Annotated in this window: 17 protein-coding genes; 12 read left to right on the top strand and 5 right to left on the bottom strand. The window is 57.8% G+C overall.

Annotated features, from left to right (window positions below; translation table 11 throughout):
* Positions 1-7 precede the first annotated feature (7 nt).
* The 4 genes from BN3795_RS23715 to BN3795_RS23700 all read left to right on the top strand — a co-directional run bounded on the left by BN3795_RS23715 (position 8) and on the right by BN3795_RS23700 (position 5,017).
* On the top strand, positions 8-1,090 hold the full coding sequence (locus BN3795_RS23715) for a carbohydrate ABC transporter permease (protein WP_068787145.1): 1,083 nt from the start codon (positions 8-10) through the stop codon (positions 1,088-1,090).
* Complete coding sequence (locus BN3795_RS23710) at positions 1,090-2,214, top strand: carbohydrate ABC transporter permease (protein WP_408635066.1); 1,125 nt, start codon at positions 1,090-1,092, stop codon at positions 2,212-2,214. Before BN3795_RS23715 ends, BN3795_RS23710 begins: the two co-directional genes overlap by 1 nt.
* On the top strand, positions 2,211-4,616 hold the full coding sequence (locus BN3795_RS23705; RefSeq protein ID WP_068787144.1) for a glycoside hydrolase family 65 protein: 2,406 nt from the start codon (positions 2,211-2,213) through the stop codon (positions 4,614-4,616). Before BN3795_RS23710 ends, BN3795_RS23705 begins: the two co-directional genes overlap by 4 nt.
* Positions 4,617-4,819: 203 nt before the next feature.
* Entirely contained in the window at positions 4,820-5,017 is a 198-nt protein-coding gene (locus BN3795_RS23700; RefSeq protein ID WP_198524822.1) for a hypothetical protein, read from the top strand.
* Between the two features lie 172 nt (positions 5,018-5,189).
* Here BN3795_RS23700 and BN3795_RS23695 read toward each other — a convergent pair whose 3' ends face one another.
* The 4 genes from BN3795_RS23695 to BN3795_RS23680 all read right to left on the bottom strand — a co-directional run bounded on the left by BN3795_RS23695 (position 5,190) and on the right by BN3795_RS23680 (position 9,713).
* Positions 5,190-6,215: a Gfo/Idh/MocA family protein gene (locus tag BN3795_RS23695; RefSeq protein ID WP_068787142.1), complete on the bottom strand. Its 1,026-nt coding sequence runs from the start codon at positions 6,213-6,215 to the stop codon at positions 5,190-5,192.
* A gap of 19 nt (positions 6,216-6,234) precedes the next feature.
* The gene (locus BN3795_RS23690; protein WP_068787141.1) at positions 6,235-7,344 is read right to left on the bottom strand and encodes a Gfo/Idh/MocA family protein; all 1,110 of its coding nucleotides are present in this window, start codon (positions 7,342-7,344) and stop codon (positions 6,235-6,237) included.
* Between the two features lie 5 nt (positions 7,345-7,349).
* Positions 7,350-8,198 carry a sugar phosphate isomerase/epimerase family protein gene (locus BN3795_RS23685; protein WP_068787140.1) on the bottom strand — a complete coding sequence of 283 codons (849 nt, stop codon included), beginning with the start codon at positions 8,196-8,198 and terminating at the stop codon, positions 7,350-7,352.
* 348 nt (positions 8,199-8,546) lie between these two features.
* Positions 8,547-9,713, bottom strand: coding sequence for a Gfo/Idh/MocA family protein (locus BN3795_RS23680; RefSeq protein WP_068787139.1), 1,167 nt, complete (start codon positions 9,711-9,713; stop codon positions 8,547-8,549).
* 258 nt (positions 9,714-9,971) lie between these two features.
* Here BN3795_RS23680 and BN3795_RS23675 point away from each other — a divergent pair, with 258 nt between their 5' ends.
* The 8 genes from BN3795_RS23675 (at position 9,972) to BN3795_RS23640 (ending at position 17,454) form a co-directional block, all read left to right on the top strand.
* Complete coding sequence (locus BN3795_RS23675; protein WP_068787138.1) at positions 9,972-10,799, top strand: AraC family transcriptional regulator; 828 nt, start codon at positions 9,972-9,974, stop codon at positions 10,797-10,799.
* Between the two features lie 441 nt (positions 10,800-11,240).
* Positions 11,241-12,116 (top strand): AraC family transcriptional regulator, encoded by an 876-nt coding sequence (locus tag BN3795_RS23670; RefSeq protein ID WP_068787137.1) that lies wholly within the window; start codon positions 11,241-11,243, stop codon positions 12,114-12,116.
* A 91-nt stretch (positions 12,117-12,207) separates the two neighbouring features.
* Positions 12,208-12,696, top strand: a complete 489-nt coding sequence (locus tag BN3795_RS23665; RefSeq protein WP_068787136.1) for a low molecular weight protein-tyrosine-phosphatase — start codon at positions 12,208-12,210, stop codon at positions 12,694-12,696.
* Between the two features lie 1,229 nt (positions 12,697-13,925).
* On the top strand, positions 13,926-14,714 hold the full coding sequence (locus BN3795_RS23660) for an ABC transporter permease (RefSeq protein ID WP_068787135.1): 789 nt from the start codon (positions 13,926-13,928) through the stop codon (positions 14,712-14,714).
* Positions 14,711-15,520, top strand: a complete 810-nt coding sequence (locus BN3795_RS23655; protein WP_068787134.1) for an ABC transporter permease — start codon at positions 14,711-14,713, stop codon at positions 15,518-15,520. Before BN3795_RS23660 ends, BN3795_RS23655 begins: the two co-directional genes overlap by 4 nt.
* 17 nt (positions 15,521-15,537) lie before the next feature.
* Positions 15,538-16,521 (top strand): ABC transporter ATP-binding protein, encoded by a 984-nt coding sequence (locus BN3795_RS23650; protein ID WP_068787247.1) that lies wholly within the window; start codon positions 15,538-15,540, stop codon positions 16,519-16,521.
* Positions 16,522-16,607: 86 nt separating this feature from the next.
* Positions 16,608-16,814: a hypothetical protein gene (locus BN3795_RS23645; RefSeq protein WP_068787133.1), complete on the top strand. Its 207-nt coding sequence runs from the start codon at positions 16,608-16,610 to the stop codon at positions 16,812-16,814.
* 19 nt (positions 16,815-16,833) lie between these two features.
* Complete coding sequence (locus tag BN3795_RS23640) at positions 16,834-17,454, top strand: hypothetical protein (RefSeq protein WP_068787132.1); 621 nt, start codon at positions 16,834-16,836, stop codon at positions 17,452-17,454.
* A 74-nt stretch (positions 17,455-17,528) separates the two neighbouring features.
* On the opposite strand, the gene BN3795_RS23635 is transcribed toward BN3795_RS23640, so the two are convergent.
* Positions 17,529-22,976: a S8 family serine peptidase gene (locus BN3795_RS23635; protein WP_068787131.1), complete on the bottom strand. Its 5,448-nt coding sequence runs from the start codon at positions 22,974-22,976 to the stop codon at positions 17,529-17,531.
* Between the last annotated feature and the right edge of the window lie 208 nt (positions 22,977-23,184).

Here is a 23,184-nt window from a genome sequence, read left to right as displayed (position 1 = left end):
GTTCATGATGAGCTCAGAAGCCAAGCGAACCGTCAGCGTCAAGGCCGTACTATTGACTTTGATCGTCCTGCTCGGGAATGCCGCCGGACACGGCCTGATCTTCCGCTTCTTCCGCGACTCGACGCTGAACCCGCTGCTGACCGCGGTGTGTGCGGTGCTGTGGGGCGTGCTCGGCGTTTATTTTCTTTACTTTACCTTGAACTTGGCGGTGGAGCAGTATCCGGAGCAGGTTCGCCGGAAGGTGCTGCCTTATATCTTCATCGGCCCGGCGGTCATTCTGCTCGGATGGCTGCTTGTGCTGCCTGCCGTCCGGACGCTTTACCTCAGCTTCTTTAACGCCTCCTCGGAGAAATTCGTCGGGCTCGCCAACTATGCGGCGATTTTCACCGATAAGCTGATGGGGACGGCGCTGCGCAACAACCTGCTGTGGGTGTTCCTCGGCACGCTGGCTTGCGTAGGATTTGGACTGCTGATCGCGATCCTGGCCGATCGCAGCAGCTACGAGAAGATCGCCAAGTCGATCATCTTCATGCCGATGGCGATCTCGTTCGTGGCGGCGGGGGTCATCTGGAAGTTCGTGTACTATTACCAGCCCGGCGACCAGCAGATCGGCTTATTAAATGCCATTGTCACCGCCTTAGGCGGGGAAGCGCAGGCCTGGACCAGCATGCTGCAGCCTTGGAACAACCTGTTTCTCATCCTGATCCTGATTTGGATGCAAACCGGGTTCGCCATGGTCATCTTCTCTGCCGCGATCAAGGGCGTTCCGGACGACATCCTGGAAGCGGCGCGCGTGGACGGGGCCGGCGAGATCAAAATCTTCTTCCGCATCATCATCCCGTTTATCTCTACAACGATCCTGACGGTGGCGACGACAATTATCGTGTTTACGCTGAAAATTTTCGATGTGGTTATGGTCATGACCGGCGGGCAATACGGAACCGAAGTGGTGGCCACGCAGTTTTACCGGCAGTTCTTTATGTACCGCAACTTCGGGTACGGCTCCACGTTGGCAATCGTTCTGCTGATCGCCGTCATGCCGGTCATCTTCTTTAATCTGCGGCAGCTCCGCAAGCAGGGGGGATTCTAATGGCGGCTATGAATCAGGGACGTACCGCAGGAACCGCAGGAACAACCGCACGCAAACGCGGCAAGACGATCGTTAATCTCGTTCTGGGCGTGATCTGCTTCGTATGGCTCATCCCGACGCTGGGGTTGTTGATCTCCTCGTTCCGGCCGGCGGCGGACATTTTGCAGACCGGTTGGTGGAACGTGTTCCCGCATCGGGAATGGACGAATGCCGAGACGATCCAGCTCTCCAAGGATATCGACCTGCGGGAACCGATCGAGGTGAACGGACAGACTTACAGCGACGACGAGCTGAAAGCCGGAGTGACGAGCGATGGACAACGGTTGATTTGGGAAAATCGCCGGGCTCGAACGCTCAACGTACAGGAGCAAGGCTGGGAGTTCAAGCCGGCGTTAACGCTGGAGAACTACAAGAACGTACTCTCCGGCAAGGAATACAAGCTGAAGCTGGGCGACGGCAGCGAGACGATCCAGAAAGGAACCGGGTTGTCCCAGGCGTTCTGGAACACGTTGACGATCGCCGTGCCGGCCACGGTGATTCCGGTGCTGATCGCTTCGTTTGCCGCGTACGCGTTCGCCTGGCTGCGATTCCCCGGACGTCAAACGCTGTTCGTGGTGATCATCGCCATGCTGGTCATCCCGCTCCAGGTGGCGCTTATCCCGGTGCTCAAGGATTACACCGCGCTGGGTTTGAACGGCAGCTACCTGGGGATCTGGCTGGCGCATACCGCCTTCGGTTTGCCGCTCGTGACGTACTTTATGTATAACTTCATCAGCCAGCTGCCGAAGGATTTGTTCGAGTCGGCCTTCATCGACGGGGCGAGCCATTTCACAATCTTTTCCCGGCTGATCCTGCCGCTGTCCGTGCCGGCGCTCGCTTCAATCGGCATTTTCCAGTTCCTGTGGGTATGGAACGATTACCTGGTGTCGTTGATCTTCATCGGCAACCAGCCTGACGTGCAGGTGATGTCGATGAAAATCGCCGACCTCGTCGGGTCGAGAGGCAACGACTGGCATCTGCTGACGTCGGCGGCGTTTATTTCCATGCTGATGCCGCTCGCGATCTTCTTCCTCCTGCAAAAATACTTTGTCAGAGGGCTGATGGGAGGCTCGGTGAAGGGATGAACAAGCGGTCTTACGAGCATCCGGCGCCGGCGGCGCTGCATTCCCCGCGGGAATGGAGCCTGGTCGAGGATGCCTACGACGAGAAGGACAATCAGCGCAAGGAGAGCCTGTTTTCTCTGGGCAACGGGTATATCGGAATGCGCGGACATTTTGAGGAAGGGTATCACGGGAAGGAAGGGGTCTCGGTGCGGGGCTGGTACGTGAACGGATTTTACGATACCGCGCCGATCCGTTACCCCGAAGGGGCGTACGGTTATCCGGCCGAAGGTCAAGCGATGCTGAACGTGACCGATGCCGGGATCCTCAAGCTGACGGTTGAAGGCGAGACCTTTCATCTCAACCGGGGACATGTCCAGTTTTACAAAAGAGTGCTGCATATGCAAAGCGGCGTGCTGCATCGGTTGGTCGAATGGGAATCTCCCACTGGGCACCGCGTGCTGATTCATATCCGCCGCCTGGTGTCGCTGACCCACCGGCATCTGGCGGCGATCCACTATGAGGTGACGGCGCTGAACTTCGACGGCACCGTGTCGATCTGCTCGGCGATGGACGGGGACATCGCCGAGGCGGATGCGCCGGACCGGGGCGGGGATCCGCGCCTGGGGACGCGCCGCGCGGAGCCTAGCCTCCTGTTCGAGGAGGCCGGGAGCGACGGACGCGGCGGCGGCTGGCTGAAGCAGCGTACGCGGCACAGCCGCTTTGCGCTGCTGACGGCGATGAGCCACCGGCTCGCCCTGCCGTCGTCCGCTTCGTTCAGCCTGTCGGAGAAGCAAGACGGGCAGCGGCTATCGGTGCAGTATGACGTGGCGCTGCGCCGGGGGGATGCGGTGTCGCTGAGCAAATTCATCAGCTATCACACGTCCCGGGATACCCGGGAGGAGGAGCTGATGAGGCAGAGCGAAGGCGCGCTGCGAATGGCCGAGAGCCGCGGCTTCGACGGGCTGGCCGAGGAGCAGCACGCTTACCTGGACGCGTTCTGGAGCCGCGCCGACGTGGAGATCAAAGGCGATCCCTCGCTCCAGCAGGGGCTGCGGTTTAACGCGTTTGGCCTGCTGCAGTCGGCCGGACGCGACGGGCGAACCAGCATGGCCGCCAAGGGACTGACCGGCGAAGGGTACGAAGGGCATTATTTCTGGGATACCGAAATGTACGTCTTGCCCTTCTTTACCTTTACGACGCCGGAGATCGGCCGGGCCCTGCTGGAGTTCCGCTATCGCACGCTGGAGCAGGCGCGGCAGCGGGCGAAGGTGATGGCGCAGCGGGGCGCGCTGTATCCGTGGCGGACGATCGGCGGCGAGGAGAACTCCGCCTACTTCCCGGCGGGCACCGCGCAGGCGCATATCAACGCCGACATCGCCTACGGTATCCGCCAGTACGTCCGGGCGACGGGGGACGAGGCGTTTCTTGTGCAGCAAGGCGCGGAGATTCTGTTCGAGACGTCGCGGTTTTGGGTTGACCTCGGTCATTATAATCCGGCCCGAGGCGGCGCTTTTTGCATCGACGGGGTGACCGGCCCGGACGAATACACGGCGATCGTCAACAACAACGCCTACACGAACTTGATGGCCAGGGAGCACCTTCGGTATGCCTGCGAGACGGCGAGTTTGCTGCGCGAGCGATACCCTGCGGAATACGCCCGGCTTGAGCGGGAGATCGGACTCACCGAAGAGGAAATCCGCGAATGGCAGCAGGCGGCGGACAAGATGTACGTTCCGTACGATGAGGAATTGGGGATCTGCGCACAAGACGATACGTTCTTGTCCAAGCGGAAGTGGGATTTCGCCGGCACGCCGCCGGAACACTATCCGCTGCTGCTTCATTACCACCCGCTCGTGATCTACCGGCATCAAGTACTGAAGCAGGCGGATCTGGTGATGGTGCTGTTTTTGCTGGGCGAGCAGTTTTCCCGGGAGGAGAAGATTCGCAACTATCGTTATTACGAACCGCTGACAACGCATGATTCGTCGCTGTCGCCGTGCATCCACAGCATCGTCGCCGCCGAAATCGGCGAACTGGAGGCCGCTTACGACTATTTCGACCGGACGGTGCGGATGGATTTGGACGACGTGAACGGCAACGCCAAGGACGGACTGCATACCGCGGCGATGGCGGGCTCGTGGATGGCGATCGTAAACGGGTTTGGCGGAATGCGGCTGAACGGCGGCGAGCTTCGTTTCCGTCCGGTACTGCCTCCGCAATGGGAGAGCTGCCGGTTTAAGGTGATGCACCTGGGCCAGCTTCTTGAAGTGTTCTTTGACCGGGAGCAGGTCGTTTATACGCTTCTAGAAGGGGAGGGCCTGAAAATCCGCAATGACGGAGAATGTCTTGCGATCCGTCCGGGTGAACCGGTTCGCCGCGCGTTATCGGCGGACCGCGAGCCGGCCGGTGGATACTTGGCGTGAGGTGCGCCGTGAACATGAGCGACCCCTTTGCATAAAACAAAGGTGGCCGCTTTTTTTACGAGTCTGAAAGGAGGAAAAAAGAACTTAAGGTGTTTTGTACCCTTACGCAGATGCAGCTGTGGCGTTATGATAGGAAAGGATAAACCAGGGAATTCAATTCCAAATCTGGTTGAAATTAACCTGCAAAGAAAGGAGGTGGGAACGTGATGTATATGAACGATTTGGACGTTGCCAAACAGCATATTCGGGATCTTCGCAAGGAGCTGGAACGGTGCAGATTGGCCGAGCAAATTCGGCGCAGAGAGAAGGAGAAGCCCAGGACCGAGAAGACGAAGGTCGTGCCGATCCGCTTGAAATCGGTACGGAATTCCATCCTCGCCCGGATGAGAAGACTGCTGTAACCCGGGCCTGCATCCTCCGGCAAGTTCCCCGAAGCGAAATAGACCGCCCCTCGTAAGAAACGGTCTACTCTCAAATCCCAAGTCTCTATTCTCTTCGCAACGTCATTTCATTTATCGTTGGTTTATGTCGTAAGTTCCCAACTCGCAGTTTCTTGTTCCCGGTCACCTGTGCTTATCTGGAGTCCCGCGTTCGGGAGGAATGATACAACTCTGCAATGAGCCGCAGCACTTTAAGGCCTTCTTCACCGTCAATCGCAAAACGCCTTCCTGTCCGGACGTGGTCATAGAAATCGGCGATCAATAACCGGTGGCTTGCGCCCCAATAAGATTTGCCGATGATTGCGCCCGTCTCGTCAACGCTGGCCGGCGGCTCGCAGACCAGGCTCTCGCGGCCGTTCCGGTTCAAATAAAGGTAATCGCCGCGCTGATACAGCGTGCCGCCCTCAAACACCAGTTCCAGTTCAACCGGCGTGTTGGCCAGGTAGGCATTGGTGGCGTAAAACAACCCGCGAACGCCGTCCGCAAACCGGAGGCTGGCATGCGCCGTATCTTCCACCTCGATCACGTCGCCCAGCGCGTCGGCGGTCACGCTCCCCTGTATGGAGACGACTTCGCCGCCGAACCATTGGAGCAGATCGAGCGTATGGATCGCCTGATTAATCAGCACGCCCCCGCCTTCGGTTGCCCAGCGGCCCCGCCAAGGGCTGTCGGTGTAATAAGCTTCGTCCCGGTGCCAGGTGACGATGCCTTTGAGGCAGCGCAGCCGGCCCAGCGTTTGCGTATCGAGGAACTCGCGGATTTTTCGGGATGAGGCGTTATATCGGTTCTGAAAAACCACACCCAGCTGTGCCTCGCTGCGCCGCGCTTCTTCCAGCAAATCTTCCGCTGCTTTCGGGTGATGCGCGAGCGGCTTTTCCGTCAGCACATGTTTACCGGCCCGGAGCAAACGCGCCGCCATCTCTGCATGCAGATGATGGGGCGTACATAGGTGGACGATCTGAATATCGTCGCGTTCCAATAAGGTCAGGTAATCGTTCGCCGCTTCGCAGGAATACTCCGCCGCTGCCTGCTCCGCCTTGGACGGATCGCGGTCAACGACGACCTTCAGCTTGACGCCGTCCAGCTCCTGCACGGCCCCGGCATGCAGGGGAAATATCGCTCCACAGCCGACAATAGCCACGCCGATCGGTTGTTGCATCGTATAGCCCCTTCCCGTCTTAGTAAGATGTGGTGATGCGCAGCGCCTGCTGTTGGGCTTTGAGGCAAAGCTCCGCCGCTTTGAAGGCGTGCTCTTGCGTCATGGCGTTTTCCGTACGGTTCAGGCAATCCAGGATCAGCTCGCCAAAGAACGGATAGCCAACCTGACCGCGCACGGCAAAATGCTGCTCGCCGTCCTGATTCACCAGGTAAACATGGTCGCCGTCCGTGCCGCGAGCCAGGTCGACGTATTTGCGCAGTTCAATGTACCCTTCGGTCCCCAAAATGAACGTCCGCCCGTCCCCCCAGGTGCTGAGGCCGTCCGGCGTAAACCAGTCGACGCGGAAATATTGGGTTGCCCCGTTATCCCCGACCAGCGTGGCGTCGCCGTAATCCTCCAGTTCGGGGTATTCCGGGTGATGATAGTTGGCTACCTTGCTGTGCAGGACCTCGGCATCCCGGCACCCGGTATAATACAGGAACTGCTCGATTTGATGGCTGCCGATGTCGCAGAGGATTCCGCCGTATTTCTCCCTCTGAAAAAACCACTCCGGCCGCGAACCCGCACTCAGCCGATGCGGACCAAACCCGGTCACCTGCAGCACGCGCCCGATCGCTCCTTGCTGAACGAGCTGGCCGGCATACACGGCGGATTCCACATGCAGGCGTTCGCTGTAATACACCATGTATTTGCGTCCGGTTTCGCGCACTTTCCGGCGTGCCGCTTCCAGTTGCTCGAGGCGGGTGAACGGCGTCTTGTCGGTAAAATAATCCTTCCCGGCATCCATCACCTTAAGCCCCAACGGGCCGCGCTCCGACGGCACCGCCGCCGCAGCGACGAGCCGTACCTCGGGGTCGGCGAGCACTTGCTCAAGGCTGTCTGCCTGGGCGGCCTGGGGGTACTGTTTCACGAAGGCCTGCACTTTGGCCGGGTCGGGATCGTAAACCCACTTTAAGGTGGCTCCGGCTTCGATCAGACCGCCGGTCATGCCGTAAATATGCCCGTGGTCGAGGGCTACGGCAGCAAATGAAAACTCGCCAGGTTTCACGACCGCATTCGGTCGTCCCTTCGGCGCATAGTTCATCCCGTCTTTGGCTTGAAAAGCGGGCTCTTGTCGATCCATCGTCATCGTGCCTACATCCTTTCTTTGATAAACTCGGCAAACTTGCGAAGCATCTCTTTCGAACCGTAATGGCCGCTGAAATCCTCGATCCCAAGATAGCCGTCGTAGCCGACGGACTTCAGGTCCTGGAGCAGCCGGCTGTAGTCGATGACGCCGTCCGCCAGGGGCGACCACTCGCAGCGCCAGGCTGCGGCGCCGTCTTCGCGCGCTGCGGTTTGCGACCAGGCGGCGTTTTTGACGTGAACATGAGCGAGGTAGGGGCCGAGCAGTTGGAAGCCCATTTTGAACTGCTCATACCCTTCATGCACCATGTTGCCTGGATCGTACAGGACGCCGATCTGATCGGGATCGCAGTGGCTGACCAGCCGATGGGCGAGGCCGGCGCTGGGTGCGATCGTCAGATGATGCGTTTCTACGACCCCTTTGACGCCGTATTGCTTGGCTAGGCGTTCCGCTTCTTTCAGATAACGCACCGTGTTGTCGTACAGTTCGGGATAAGGCGTCGATCCGTCATATCCGGCCGCGCCGACGCGGATCATCTTCGCGCCCAGCAGACGGGCGACGGAGAACACCCGCTCCGTCTCCTCGAGGTCCAGCGAGTTCAGGTATGGCGTGATGCTGGCGACCTCAAGCCCCTCGGCTTCGGTGATGCGTTTGAAGCGGAGCAGTTGCTCCTCCGTGGAAGCCGGATCGATCGAGCATAAATTGTTGCGCCAATACGACGGCTTCTCGCTGATTGCCTCGGCGGGAACCTCCTTGTATCGCCACTCCACGCCGTGGAGCCCGGCTTCCCGCGCAGCTTGTACCAGCTCCTCCGGCGTCAAATCCGGAGTGGATACGGTGAATACGGACAATTTCATGGGCTATCGCTCCTCCTTGAAGCAAAAGTTAAATAAGGGTAAAAAATGGCCTTATTTTGCATGTTCTAAACGGTTATGAGGAAATAAGGGACTTTTTTGTCCTTATTTTGATGGAGACTCATGCGAAACGGGCGAAACTTGCGAATTTCAGGAACATAAGGCCCAATTATGCCCTTATTCCGGCGCAAAGGGCGGTTTTGGAGCAAATAGAGGAAAAAAAGTCCGCTATTTGCCCGGAAGTAGCCATTGTGGCGGGACTTCCGCCGCGTAGTGCGTGCACGAGAGCCCCGCCCGGGTCATGCTCAGCTCCGTGCTTGCCAGGATCGTCCCATCCCGGTCCCACGCCGCTTAATGCGTGCCTGACACATCCAGCACTTTGCCGCCGTCGCCGTCCTTGCGGAACGAGGAGGTGCGGATCTTCTCCTGCAGCTTGGCGTAGAACAATTCCTCGTCCAGCGGCAGGTCCACCCAGTCGTCGATCCAGGCGGACAGGTGCATGGCGTTGGAGATCGTCAAGCCGTGGATGCCTTCCTCGCCCGGAGCCAGCAGCTTCTCGCCGCGCAGCAGCGCGTTCGTGAAGTTCTGCAAAATCCCCTTATGCTGCGGCCCGTCGCCGCTGCTCACCGGGATGTCGCATTTCCAGCATTCCGGCTGGCCGAAGCCGCCGGTATATTCGGCGTTGAACTTCGGCTCGGGCACGCGCAGCCGCCAGAACGTCAGCTTGCCGTCCTCTACGACGATTTTGCCGTTGTCGCCGGACAGCTCAAAACGGTTCGTGCCCGGCGTTTCGCCGGTCGTGGTGACGAACAGCCCGGTGGCGCCGTTTTCGTATTCCACGTAGGCGGTCACATCGTCTTCCACCTCAATGTTGCGGTATTTGCCGAAGTGGCAGAACGCGCGAACCCGCTTCGGCATCATCCCGGTCGTCCACTGCCACAGGTCGAGCTGGTGGGGGTCCTGGTTCAGCAGCACGCCCCCGCCTTCCCCGGCCCAGGTGGCGCGCCAACCGCCGGAGTCGTAGTAGCTCTGCGAGCGATACCAGTTCGTGATGATCCAGTTCGTCCGGCGGATCGTCCCCAGCTCTCCGGACAACACGAGGTCGCGCAGCTTGGCGTACAGCGGATTCGTCCGCTGATTGTACATGATGCCGAACTGTTTGCCGGACTTCGCGGCCGCTTCGTTCATCTCGCGAACCGCCTTGGTGAACACGCCCGCCGGCTTCTCCACGAGTACATGGTAACCGCTCTCAAAAGCCTGCACCGCCAGCGTCGGATGATCATAATGCGGCGTGGCGATCAGTACGGCGTCCGCTGCTTTCGATGCAAACAACGCTTCCGGAGTGTCAAAAGCCAGCACCGTTTCCGGCAAATGCTCCTTTGCCCACTTTAAACGCATAGGGTTGGTGTCGCATACCGCGGTCAACTCCGCGCCCTGAATCTCGCCGCCGCTGAGGTTCAGCGCATGCGACGTTCCCATATTGCCGATCCCGATGATAGCGAAACGTATTTTGTCCATTAAGTCGCTCCCTGCCTTTCCCTTTAAGGTTGTTCCATAAGTCATCTTCGGAACGGACCTTCATTTGAACTAACGTCTCATGATTTAGGTCGTCCTGTCGCTCTTAGCTTAGCTTGAATCGATAGGGTTGAGAATGGCACGAATTAAGACGGTTTTGCACAAAATTAAGGTGTATTCGATAAATGGGGATGGTACAATGAGATGAGAAACCTTGGAAGTGGAAGGGCTTACAAATCGAACAAGGGGAATGGGTGAACGATGAACGAAATGGATCTGCTCGCCGGGCGTCTGCCCGAGAGCTTGACCGTGACGGTGACGCATGCCCAGATGCGGGGCGGTTACCCCGGCTGGAACCGGACGGAGCTGGCTCCGAGCTTCAATCGGTTGTATTTTATCGCAGAAGGGGAAGGATCGGTCATCATCAACGGGGAGACTTATTATCCTCGGCCGGGCCAGCTGATGATTATGCCGGCAGGAACCAGCCAGACGACTTATACGAATCCGGACAACCCCTATACACGGTATTTCTGCCATTTTGACGCTCAGGTGGGGGAATGGCCGCTGTTCCACGCCGGGAGCAAGCTGTACATCAGCGATGCCGCCGATCCGGAGTACGTCCGCGTCACTTTCGACGGAATGATCCACCAGTTTCAATCCGGGGGGCCTTTTGCCGGGCTGCGCATGCAGGCTTGTCTGCTGAACCTGCTCGCCTGCTGCCTGGAGGAGGGAGGTTACCGCGATTATTTGAAGGATTATATGCAATTTACGGAACGGAACAAACTGAGCGGCGTGTTGAGATATATTCAAGAGCACCTGCATGAGCCGCTCGAAATCGAGACGTTGGCCGACATCGTCCATTTACATCCGAACTATTTTATTCCTTATTTCAAAAAAATCATGGGCGTCACCCCGATGCATTACGTGCAGCGCAAACGGATGGAGGAAGCCAAACGGCTGCTGACCTATACGGACGACAGCATCGCAGGTATCGCCGATCGATTGGGCATGCAGCTGGCCCATTTCTCCCGCCAGTTCAAGAGCCATGCGGGGATCTCACCTACCGCTTATCGCGCCTGTACGCGGTAGCCCGCTCCGCTGACGCCAACCAATTTCCGCCGAACCGCGAACCGCCCGCTTAACCGCGCTTAGATGTGCAGGGAGCGGGCTTTTTTGCGCCGAGTTGGCGCGAAGCCTTGATGTAAGGCGTTTTCCTGCATGAATCATTACTTTGCGGTATAGCTGCGGAACAGGGGCGGTTTCGCTGGTTTATGATCTGGCGCAAGGAACCGGCAGCTTGTCGTGGAACGGACAGCCGGGGAGGCCATAAGGATAAACAGCATGGGGGAGGGCTGTTAGGTCGTCCCACTGTTTGTTTTTGATTTGGTGACCATCTACTGATCCGATATACTGATACCAAACCCATTTCGCCGGTCGGTCCATACGTAGTCCCCTGCAAAATCGGTGCGCGGAATGTCGGATGGGGCAGGAGGAAGCTTGGTATGCTGGGAACCAGAGGAGGTGCAAACGATGGATGTGCTGACAAATATGAACGAGGCGCTGAACTACATCGAGCGGAATTTGACGGAGGAACTGAATTACGGGGAAGTTGCCCGGATCGCCGTTTGTTCGGAGTACCATTTCAAGCGGATGTTTTCGTTCCTGGCCGGAATTCCCCTGACGGAATACGTTCGTCGCCGGAGATTAACGCTGGCAGCGTTTGAGCTGCAGCAGGGGCCGGTGCGGGTGATCGATCTTGCGGTGAAATACGGCTACGGTTCCGCCGATGCATTTACCCGGGCGTTCCAAGGCCTCCATGGCATCACGCCGTCGGAAGCCAGAGATCCGGGAGCGCCATTGAAAGCTTATCCTCGGATGACCTTCCAACTCACCATACAAGGAGGAAGCGAAATGAATTATCGGATCGTGGACAAGGAAGCTTTTCGGATCGTCGGCCTGCACAAACGGGTGCCGATCCAATTTCAAGGGGTTAATCCGCATATCGCGAAAATGGCGCAAAGCCTAACCCCGGAGATGATCGCCCAGTTGAAGGGGTTGTCTGGCCTCGAGCCGGCCGGGATGATCAGCGCGTCGGCCAACTTCTCGGAGGGGCGCATGGAGGAGCAAGGCGAGCTGGATCATTACCTGGGCGTGGCAACGACGAAGGATTGCCCGGACGGCTTTGCTTCGCTGGAGGTGGCGGCTTCGACGTGGGCGGTGTTCACCGCGGTGGGTCCGTTCCCGGAAACGCTGCAGAACGTTTGGGGACGGATTTATTCGGAATGGTTCCCATCCGCTCATTACGAGCTGGCCGAAGGGCCGGAACTTCTGTGGAACGAAAGTCCGGACACATCGCTGCCCAACTACCGAAGCGAAATCTGGATTCCGGTGGTGCGCAAAGCCTGAAGCTCCGGTTGTTCTCCGGCTTAACCTATAGTACTATCTGCTAAGAGAGTGTTGTAGTGTAGATAGGTTATAGGAAGAAAGAGGGAGAACCATGGATAACGACAAACGCAAAGTGGGAGTTTTGTTTGTATGCCTGGGGAACATTTGCCGTTCGCCCATGGCGGAAGCTGTTTTTCGGCATCTGGTGAGCGAAGCGGGATTCGGCGAACGGTTTGTGATCGATTCGGCGGGAACCGGCAATTGGCATACGGGCAATCCGCCGCATCACGGTACGCGCCGCATTTTGGACCAGTACGGTATTTCCTGCGAGGGGCTGAAGGCGCGACAGGTCGCGCAGGACGATTTTGACAAATTCGATTATGTGATCGCGATGGATAACCAGAATGAACGCGATTTGAAGGCGTTAGCCCGGCAAGCCAATGCTCGGATCGTGAAGCTGCTGGATCTGGTGCCGGACTCGCAGCTCAAGGAGGTTCCCGACCCGTATTACACGGGGAACTTCGAGGAGGTCTACGGCCTGGTGCAGCAGGGCTGCCGCGCTTTGCTGGAGTTGATCCAGCGGGAACACGCGCTTGGGTAAGGCTAAGGGGCCGAGTTGACCTAGGCGAGTTGGTCTGGATGAGCTAGCCTAGATGAGCTGGTCGAGTCGGGTGAACTTAGCCGGTGAACAAAGCGGGTGACGCTTGGTAGTCAGAGCGTGCAGCGGATAAGTGGGAGGAGGGCGAGAGGAAATGTTGCCGAAAGTGCAGTATTTCCGGGGCATATCGGGCCGGTGCGGCCGAAATGTTGCCAAAAGTGCAGTATTTTCACCGCGAAACGGCGGAAGGAGCCGAAAATGTTGCATAAATTACAACACTTCCGCCCTAATCCGCCTGGCGAGCCGCAAAATGCTGTACAAAATGCAACATTTTGCCCTTCGGCGATGGGTGAGAGAACGTCAACCCGCTCACACAAGCGCAAATTTGCCCGCAAGCAAGTAAGTGTGCAGTTACGCAAGTTTGCCACTACGCACGGAACACAAGTTAGTTGTTAGTAAGCAAACAATCGAGCAAGTCGCCAAGCACGCATGTACGCACCAAGCGAACAGCCAAGTAACCAAGCACGCACGTACGCAACAAGCGAACAGCCAAGTAGCCAAACACACATGTACGCACCAAGCGAACAGCCAAGTAACCAAGCATATACAAAAGCAAGTTAGTGGGTGAAGTCCGCACACATGCAGGCCTGCACGGACACACGTATGCATACACGATCACTCGCCCGCATACGTACAGGCACACACATTACTATCAAGCTCCATAGCACCTTTCACTACACACAATACCCCCAACCTGCTGAAGGTGCAGGTTGGGGTATTGTGTTCGTTTTTTCGAATACAACATGCGGACGACGGCTAAAATTCCTCATTCTGTTCGGTTTTTCATACAGATTCTGCGACTAACCCTTGATAAGGTGAGAATGTGTATGAAATTTCATCTACAATTCGTTGATATCGCCAGAATCACCCAATTCTATTCGATTTTTCGCATACATTTATTGTCCAAGAGCTTGGCTGGATGCAATCGATCTATCTATTGATCGCAATCTATCTATCGATCGTAATCGATCTATCGATCAATCTATTCATCGTCCAGGATGGCGAGAATTCAGGAACATAACGCCCACAGGGAAAATTTTCTTGCCACCTCTCGAAATTTACGATATGCTAGTGACCTTCTTTCTAATATTCGCCTTGTCTGAAGTGGACGGGATATCCGTCCGGGAGAGCGATTCCGTTCGCTCTAAACATGCTTATCGGAGGTGTCAAACATGATTCATCCCGGGCTTTATCTCACCCTGGCTTCCAAAGCCTACGCCCGCAATGTACAATACCGCGGAGCTCATCTGGTGCATAATCTGGCGAGCGCCATGTTCGGCTTCATGTACGCTTGCATCTGGATCGGGCTGGGCCGGGACCACTCGCTGGGCGCCTACGGAACAGAAGGCATGGTCGCTTACATCGCCTTCACGCAGGCCGCCCTCTGGATTACCAGCTTCATTACGAACGGACTTGGCATTCCGCAATCCGTCAGGACCGGGCAGATCTCCCTGGATCTCATGCGGCCCATTCACCTGTTCCCTCATATGATGGCTAAGGAATGGGGGCAGATTGCCTATCAGTTCGTGTACAAATCCATCCCGATTTATCTCCTGTATTTTTTCGTCTTTTCCCTGCCGCTTCCGAGCGATGGAGCCGCCGTTTGGTTCACCGCCGTCGGCTTGCTTGGAGCCTCCTATTTATCCATTTGCATCAACTACCTCATCGGGGTCAGCGCTTTATGGACCACCGAGTCGTCCTGGTTGTATTGGGGCCATCACGCGCTGGTCAATTTGCTCGCCGGCTTCTTTATTCCGCTGGAATGGCTGCCCGGCTGGCTCGAATCCTTCGCCTGGCTTACGCCGTACCCTTATTTGCTGTATGTACCGACAACGTTATATCTCGGAAACGGCAGCGTCTCCGCGTTAGGGGGGACGTTATTTTGGTGCGCCTTGATGACGGTGTTATGCCTCTTGGCGACGCGGCTGCTGCGGCGGAAGGTGGAGGTGCAGGGGGGATGAGTCGAGCAAAGTTACGATCCTGGCTTAGACTATACGGACTGCTTGTTCGCACGACTATCCGCAGCCGAATGCAGTACAAATTCAATTTTGTTGTCGGCACCTTGCTGGCTGCGCTGGTTCAAGTTTCCGAATTCCTGATGGTGGCGATCGTATTAGACCGGTTTGGTGCGATCCGGGGCTGGTCGGTGTACGAGATAGGCTATCTGTTCGCAGTCATGACGTTATCCAAAACGATCTACCGCACGTTCGCCGACGAAGTGCATCATCTGGAAAAATACCTTGTCGGCGGCGAACTCGACCAACTCCTTACGCGGCCGATGCCGGTGCTGCTGGCGCTCATGCCGCAGAAGTTCCGGCTGATGCCCGCCGAGCTGCTGCAGGGCGGCTTCATTCTGAGCTGGGCGCTGGGAGCGATGATGCGCAGCGGACAAATCGGCTGGACCGCCGTGATCGCCACGTTGTTCATTATCCTCACGGGGGCGGTTATCCTGTTCTCGATCGGACTGGCTACCGCAACGCTGGGCTTCTGGACAACCCGGATCGTCGAGCTGCAGAACATTACGGAGGATGCGGCCCGCACGGCAGCGCAATATCCGCTGACCTTGTATCCGAAATGGATGTCTTCGCTGCTGCTGTTCGCCATCCCCGTCGGGCTCGTCAACTACGTGCCGTCGTTGTATCTTTTGCGCGGCGAGACGGGACCGTGGGTGCTCGCGGCAACGGCGGGGATCGCCGCCATCTGCTTGTTCGCCAGCCTGCGCTTTTGGCGTTATGGCATCACCAAATACCAGAGTACGGGAAGCTAAGGAGGTAGGGGACGATGATGATTGAAGCCCATAACTTAATGAAGGCGTTCAAAACACCCGTCGTGCGCGAAGGGAAATTTTCCGGAGTTCGCACGTTATTTTCGCGGGAATATCGGTTGAAGGAGGCCGTGCGCGGGATCAGCTTTCAGGTTGAGCGCGGGGAATTCGTCGGATACATCGGGCCAAATGGGGCGGGCAAATCGACAACGATCAAAATGCTCACCGGCATTCTGCACCCAACTTCCGGAGAGGTGAGGGTCGGCGGCGTCAATCCGCACCGGGACCGGCGGCAGGCGGTGCGTCAGCTTGGCGTCGTATTCGGACAACGCAGCCAGTTATGGTGGGATCTGCCGGTGAAGGATTCTTACGATATCCTGGCCGAGATGTACGGCGTCAGCGGAGCGGAAAAGGCCCAGCGGCTGGATCAGTTCGCCGAGCTGCTGGATCTGCGCGAGTTCTGGTTAACCCCGGTTCGCAAGCTGTCGCTGGGTCAACGGATGCGGGCCGACATTGCGGCGGCGATGCTGCATGATCCGGACCTGCTGTTCCTCGACGAGCCGACGATTGGCCTGGACGTGCATGCGAAGCGGAATATCCGGCAATTTTTGCAGAAGCTGAACCGGGATTTTGGCAAAACGATCCTGCTCACCACCCACGACATGGACGATATTGAGCAGCTCTGCAACCGCGTGATGGTGATCGATCAGGGAAAGCTGACTTACGATGGCACGATCCCGGCGCTGCGAGAACAGATCGGCTTGCCGACGGAGATCCGCGTCAAGTTCCGCGGCCCCTTTCGGATACCCGACGAAACAGAGGCGGGGCGGCTGCGGTTCCGGGTGGCGGGCATCGAAGAAGACACGGTGGTCGTGGAGGCGAACCGGCATGAGATCAGCACGATAGAGATCATCCGCGCGCTGGGCGACTGGGGCGACATCGATGACGTCGATATGGCCGAGCCGGCGTTCGAAGAGGTGATTCGCAGGTTTTCGGCTTCCTGATGAAAGGTGTGGTTGTGTTTTGAAGCACGATAAGCTATTTTATAGGTAACTTATCAGATGAATCGGGGAACAAGGAGAGATGGGGGATGCGGCAGGTGAATCTATCGGAACTGATTCGACCGGCAAGCCGGCGGAAGCAAAAGGAGATCATCCGTACTTCGGTATCTTTAAAGCCTGCGCGATCGGAGACCGAAATGAAGCTGCTGGCGCGAAGCGTAAGAAGCCGCTTTTTGAAGAGTCTTTCGGAAGGACGCATCCAAATCGACAGCGAGCGAGATTGGACCTTGCGCTAAAAACCGGGGAGGGACGTCATTGTCTACCATATGGGAAAGTGAAGGGTTTCGGGAAAAATTGATCGAGGCGAAACAACGACTGCATGATCTTGCTGCCGATCCTGAGCGAGCAAACTGGAAAGAGTTTTATGCTATGGGGATATTAACTCCGCTGCTCGACGAGGTCGGGGCAGATCCCGCCGTGATTGTGGGAGGCCATGCGGTGGAATTGTATACTTCGGGCAGCTATAAGACGGCGGATATCGATTTGGTGATGATTCGGGACGATTTAGCGCGCCGGTTATTTGAGTTGCTGGGTTTTGAGCGGACATCTGATCGCAGGCATTATTATGCGCAGGAACTGGATATGCCGATTGAGATTCCAAGCGATACGCTGGCGGGCTCCAAGGATAAAATCATCAAGCTAAGCACGCCCGAAGGCTATTGTTACGTGATCGGGATAGAGGATTTGGTGCTGGACCGGCTTAAAGCCGCCTTATATTGGAGTGACAAGCGCAGCGAGGAGTGGGCAATTTACTTGCTGACAGCACAGCAGGAGAATGTTGATCAGGAATACCTTTTCTCCGCAGCTCAACAAGAGGATCCCGAGTTGGCAGGTAAACTGAAACATATATGGGATCAGGTCCTAAAGCTTTCTTAATCTTAATTAAAAAATCGGCCCCAAGCGAACATCTACCGCTTGGGGCCGATCTGTTTCCGGATCGAGTCCGAGGATTAACGGATCACGATTTTGTGGACCACGCTGCTCACCGCGCCATCGTCATCGGTCACCGTCAAGGTGACGGTATACCCTCCGGCGGCGGAGAAGCGGTGTTTAACTTTGGGGCCAAGCTCCGTGCCGCCGTCACCGAACGACCAGCTGTAGCGGACGATCCGGCCGTCGGTATCCGAGGAGGCCGACCCGTCAAAGTCGACTTGCGTATTCTTAGCCGCGCGCTCTACAGCATGGATCGCGGCCACTGGCGGGACGTTCGAGGGGGTTCCCGGATCGCCCCCGGGATCTTCGCCCGGTGCGCTGACGTACAAGCGGCCCGGCGTCTGGAAGTCACCGCTGTTCCCTGCCGCATCGCGGACCGTAACTACGATCAGGCCGCCTTCCAGAACAAGCGATGCGGGCGTCGTATACGTTCCCTCGTAATGCCCCGGCGTCGTTTCTGTGAGCGGAATCCCGTTGCCCGCGCCGCCGGATAACGACAGCGGCAATTCGATGCGGAACGAAGCCGTTAGTCCCGGAACGCTGTCAAAGGAGACAGTCAGCGCCTCTCCCGCTGTCAGACGGACATCCTCTGCCGGCGACAGATTGGCGACTTCCGGCAGCTCGGTGTCCACGTAGACGGACCGGGTGACCGTTGTTTCGTTCCCGGCCTGGTCCGACGCGGTAACGGTGATCCGATTCTCGCCGGCGTTCATCAGCATGCGGTATGCAAATGCGCCGCTGCCTTCCAGCGGAACCTCTTGTCCGTTGACGGTCAGCTTGCTGAGGAACTCATCGAGCGCAGAACCCGTCACGTTCAGCACCTCCGAATTTGTGCGGAAGCCGTCCACCGGGGAAACGACCTCCAGTTCCGGAGCGGTGGAATCCAGCGTAACGGTGACCGGGAGCGAGCGATCCGTTGTTTTCCCGTTCACGATCACTTCGGCGGACAAAACGTTGGCTCCCTCATGAAGCTCGATCGGCAGATGGAACAGTCCGCTTTCGACCGTGGTTTCGCCCGCCAGCTCGGTCCCGTTATACACCTTAACGCCCGCGTTGTTTGCCGGCGAGGTCCCGGATACGGTGAAAGCGGATTGATTCGTGTAAGAACCGTCCGCAGGAGCCGTAATGACCGGTGCGTTCACCGGATAACGCACGGTTGCGCGAATCATAAAATTGCCGTCTTCTTCGTCCGTCAGGCTCCATGCCCCGTTGATTCGATTCCAGCTGCGATGGGCGTTCGGGCCGGTTTCGTCGGCGGCTAACCCCGGAGCGCTTGTTCCGGCCAAGGTTTGAATGTACACGATATAGAAGTCGCCTTCAACGGTGACCGGATCCGGCAGTTCGAGCACGGTCCATTGGTCGTTGCGCAGCGCGGTGCCGTCAAACGGACCGGCTAACGACCGCCCCGGCGCTCCGTCCGGACCCGATGCATCGTAGACGGCATATTGGAAGGCGGTTCCGCCGGGGATCGGCCATTCGGTGTTCCAGAATCGGATCGACGCACCGGTGACTTGCGCCGCGCCGGCGTCCGGCGTCATGCGAACCGCCCAGGCGTTGTTGGCCGCGTTGAATGCCCAGGCATTTTCCGCTGTGCCGTCATCGTAGGCGATTTCGCCCGGCAAGCCCACGAACGGCTTGAGCGCCAACGATCCGTCGGCGGTTCCATTCGGCGGTACCGTAACGGTTAACGTATTCCCGTAATAATCGTTCGCTCGGACCGACAATGTATACGTGCCTTCCAGCACCTCGAACGAGAAGCTGCCATCGGCTGCGCTCGATTGAGGCGCGATCGTTGCATCTTCAAGCACCATCACCGCAGCGCCTTCAATCGGCTCTCCGGTGCGTTCATCGGTGATCGTCCCGCTGAGAGTTCCTTTCGGAATCGGCTGCAGGCTGAAGTTCGCCTTGGCGTTCACCTGATCGGCGATGGTGACCTTTGTCGTTTGCGGATAATACCCGTAGGCTTCCGCTTTCAGCGTGTAATCCCCGGCGACGTGGTTCAGGCTGTACCGTCCGGTGGCGGGATCGGTCTTCGCCGAGCGCCCGGTTTCCAGCACGGTCACGGTTGCGCTGGCCGGCAGGCTGCGGATGCCGAGGTCATCGGCAGGCTTCGCTTGCTTCATGAGCTGTTCGTATTCGTCTTTGCTCGTCCGAATCAGCTTATAGGCAGGTCCGGATTTCACCGCCTTGTCCGCTTTCGGATCTGCTTCGCCAAGCACGTTTCTCGTAACCAGAGATTCCGGCGTCGTTGTGCTTAGCACTTGAACGTTGTCGATGTACCAGCCGGCTTTCACGAGGCTGTTGTCCGTCGTTAGTCGGAACCGGACCTGGACTTGTTCCCCGGCGTAGGCATCGAGATTGTAGTAAACCGGGCTCCACTGCTTGCCGCTCGTGCTATGCGAGAATTTGCCCAGTTCGTTCCACGTATTCCCGCCATCGGAGCTGATCTCGACGTACCCCTTATCGTAGTTGGTTTCGATTTCGAACCAATGATCAAATACCAGCGTGGCCTGATCGACGGTGCTCAAATCGATCGTCGGGGAGACGAGGGAAGCGTTCGCTCCATTCTCATAGCTGTTGTCGAGATCGGTTCCCCAAACGTTCGGCGCGGAAACGGCGCTGGCCGGTCCGGGTGCAACCGGGGTGCCGCGTTCCCATTCGTCCCGCGTGCCGCTGTGTGTCCAACCGTTGTCGTTACTGCCGTCGAAGTTGTCGCTGAACACCGTCGCCGGACGGACGACCGTCAGCTCCAGCTCGTTGGACTTGGCGCTTTCGTTCCCGCTGTAGTCCATAGCGGTGACGGCGTAATAGTAGGTATGGTCCGTTTCGGTTGCCGTGTCGGTAAACTCCGTCTGGCCGGTTGTTCCGATCGCCTCATAACCCGAGCCCGAAGTGGTCGAGCGATAGACCGTGTACAACTTCACATCCTCATCGGCGGACGGGGACCAGGACAGCTCGGCGCTGCCGGTAAAGTTCACGGAACCGGTCAGATCGGCGGGCGCCTCCGGTGCGGTGGCGTCAGGGGCTTGCAGCGACAAGTCGTCCAGGTACCAGCCGGCCTTCTGCACCGAGCCGTCGCTGCTCAGTCCGAACTGCAGGTAAATCTGTTCGCCGGCATAATCGCGCAGGTCCAGGTATTGCGTTTTCCACCCGCCGCTCGCGCCGGTGAATTCCGCCAGCGGCACGAAGGCGTAGTCGGTGTCCAAGGAAGCGATGTACACTGTGCCGAAATCGCGGCCCGCTTCCAGGTCATACCAATGTTTAAAAGAAAGCAGCGCCCCTCGCGGACTATCCGTCAAATCGATCGGCGGCGTCAGCAGATACGAGTCGGCCCCAGAGGCGTAACTTCCGGTCAGATTGCTGGCGTACACCTTGTCGCCGGAATAAGCGCTCCCCGGTCCGCTGACCGGCGTTCCCCAAGCCCAGGTGTTGCCGGTTCCCCCGGATTGGTAGCCGAGGGGCTCCGACTCGAAGTCCTGCAGATATCCGGGCTCGATACCGGCCGAGACCGTTACGACGTACGGTTTGCTGTCAAACCCGTTGTTGCCGTAGTCATTTACCCGAATGTAATACTCCAGTCCAGCGGTTCCGATCAGGAAGGCGGGGACGGTTGCTTCATATACGCCATCCTTCTCGTTCCCGGAGACCCGTTTGGCCGGAAGATATAAATAATGGCTGGTTCCCGCTTCCTTGGCGTAAACCTCGACGGAAGTGACGGCAACCTGATCGCTCACGCGAGCGGATAACGTCACGTCAAATCCTTCATATACTAAGGCAGGCGGCGTATGCTCGAGAACCGGCTCGTCCAGGTCTTCTCCGCCGGTCACCACGCGACCGGAGACGGTGCCGACCCCTTCGAGGACGGAGCCGACGGCATCCAGTGCGTTCACAATCCCGCTCCCGTATCCATTGTTGGGCGATGCGGGATATTCGCTGTCCGTCCTCGGCGTGGCGGTGCTGGTCAGGATCTCCTCCAACTGATCTACCGTCAGAGAGTGGTTGGCCTGCAACAATAAGGCGGCGATCGCCGTCGTATGCGGACCCGCCATCGAGGTGCCGTTCCAGCCGCCTTCGTAGGCTCCGCCGGGAACAGAGGAGCGAATGTTCACGCCCGGTGCGGACACCTCCGGCTTGACTTCATCGTAAGGAGAAGGTCCCCGTAAAGAGAAGTCAGCCAATTGGCCCTGAATATCCGTAGCGCCGGTGGCGAACGCCTCGGGATAGTTGGCCGGCGCAGCTACGGAGCCGGGACCGCCCGGGTTGAACTCATCGACATTGCCCGCTGAGAACTCGGGGAAGATCTGCGCACTTCTCCAGGCTTGCACGATCGGGCGGAACCATTCGTCGATCCCCGATCCCCCGCCCCAGGAGTTGTTGACGACATCGGGGGCCAGTTCGGGATGGAGATTCCCTTCGGCATCCACCGGGGCGAGCAGCCACTGGCCGCCGTCCAGAATGATTGCGTCCGTGGTGGAGGGGTTAAAGATGCGGACCGCGATCCATTTAGCTCCGGGCGCGACGCCGATTTGATTCGAGCCGTCCGGCTCCGAGCCCACCATCGTTCCCATGGTGTGCGTGCCGTGGCCGTGGCCATCCGTAGGGAGCGAAGCGTGGCTATGCGGATCGTACCAGCTGAGCTCGGGATCGACGATATTGCCCGAGGCATCGAACCCGCGCCATTTGCTTCTCAAGGCTGGATGGTTCAGCTCGACGCCGGTATCAAGGTTGGCAACAACGATGCCGGTCCCGTCGATGCCCATATCCCAAACCTGGGGAGCATTGACTTGAGCGATATTCCATTCGATGCTGCTGGGCGAGACGTTCGATGAGGCCTTGCTTGCGCCGTCAAGCGGAGACGTCCGATCGTCTACAGGGTTCGCGGAAGGCGTCTCTACGGCAGGCAGGGTTGCCGGTTCTTTATGAACTTCGACCTTTTGCAGATGGCGTTCTTCATTCGGAAGGATCTTCTCCACTTCAGGAAAAAGGGCGATTTGCTCCAGTACCTCTTTTGTACTTGTCACAGCCATGGCATTTACGATAAAGTAGCTTTGGTAGTCCTTCACTTCTCCGGACGACTGGGCTTTCCGCAAGTAATCATCCAGTGCAAACTGGGTGCGGGAGGCCGTCTCGCGCAGTGCGCTGACGACGGAAGTCCGGGCGGAGAGCTTAGCAGCGGAAGGCGTTGCCTTCTCCAGCTTGGCTTTCTGGAGGGCGAGCTGGGCGACCGAGGTCGTATCAGTTTGCTCCTTGAGTTTGACCAGGTAGGTGACGAAGTCGTCCTGCTTAAACTGAGTCTGCAATTTGGCGTCGATTTTGGCTTCGGCCACGTGGGGCGCGGTCGACTTCAGACTGCTTTTGCCCGATACTCCGCTGCTGTCGGCGGAGGCTGCGGGTACGAGGGTCAAGGCTAGAAGGATCGACATGCCAAGTGAGAAAGGCTTGCGAAATCTCTTGAGACTTATCAACTTCTTCACTCCCTTTTATGAGGTTTTAAATTTGGCGGCCGCCCGGAGCAACGTTCAGCAAGGTCCGGACACGTTATGTCTGGTAACGGATCGAGCAAGAGCAAGCGTCCTTTTGTTCATCACCTCCTTAATCGAAGTCAGGGATGCAAATGCGGGTAAGCCATGGTGGATGAGAAGTTGAAGCCGGCTGTGAAGGGTGAGGGTAACG

The sequence above is a fragment of the Paenibacillus phocaeensis genome, assembly GCF_900021165.1.
Lineage (GTDB): Bacteria > Bacillota > Bacilli > Paenibacillales > Paenibacillaceae > Fontibacillus > Fontibacillus phocaensis.
Note: the sequence above shows the minus strand (reverse complement) of the source record. Positions and strands in the feature narration are given on the sequence as shown.